This window comes from Aphanothece microscopica RSMan92 (genome assembly GCF_046613545.2).
Taxonomy (GTDB): domain Bacteria; phylum Cyanobacteriota; class Cyanobacteriia; order PCC-6307; family Cyanobiaceae; genus NIES-981.
The window spans coordinates 1-686 of the sequence record NZ_JBKKKY020000301.1 but is presented as its reverse complement, the minus strand read 5'-3'; the positions used below and the strand labels follow the sequence as shown (position 1 = coordinate 686).

The window sequence follows — 686 nt, the reverse complement described above, 5'->3', positions numbered from 1 at the left end:
TGATTCGGTGCTCTATGAAGTTTTACCTGGGCCGAATTGTGGGTGTAAAGGAAAAGGAGGAAATTGAAGAGGAGCTGGGAATGGATAAGATCGGAACCTGGCTGCATAACTCCCTGGAAAAGATTGACCAGGAATATTTCCTGACAGGAGTAGACCCCACTGAGCAGCAATGCCGGGATATCCTGCGGAAAGAGTTTGAAGAAATGTTTTTGGGGTACGTGACCGAAATGGGTCTGAACCGGGTGTACTACCAGATTGGCGTGCAGCAGGTACTCGAATTCCTTCGTAATCAGATCAACACTACTCCCCGTAGGACCGTTGTAGCGGCTGAGAAAAAACTTGGTGTTGCGCTGGTATTACCGATAAATGATATCGCTGTTTCCCTGAAATTAGGAGGTAAAATTGACCGGGTAGAGCAAGCCGTGGACGGTACACTTTTTGTTATGGATTACAAGACGGGAAATGTGGAGCTGCATCAGGAGAGTAAAACCACGATCGAGGAAAAGAAAGCTAAGCTACTATCTGACACCAACCTGAAAGCAGGCTACGCCCGGCAGCTTTGGCTCTACAAGTACCTGGTCTATAAGAGTATGAGCCAACCGGATGGGCTTCAACTTGGGGCCGAGCGGTATAGACTTCCGGATACCAGGGTTCAGTCGGGTTTTTATTCTCTTCGGGCACCGGCC

At 48.8% G+C, this 686-nt stretch carries 1 protein-coding gene; it reads left to right on the top strand.

From position 1 onward, the window contains the following. Positions 1–14 precede the first annotated feature (14 nt). Positions 15–686: RecB family exonuclease (locus tag ACLD7X_RS17630; RefSeq protein ID WP_411424991.1), on the top strand; the 672-nt coding region annotated here is incomplete at its 3' end.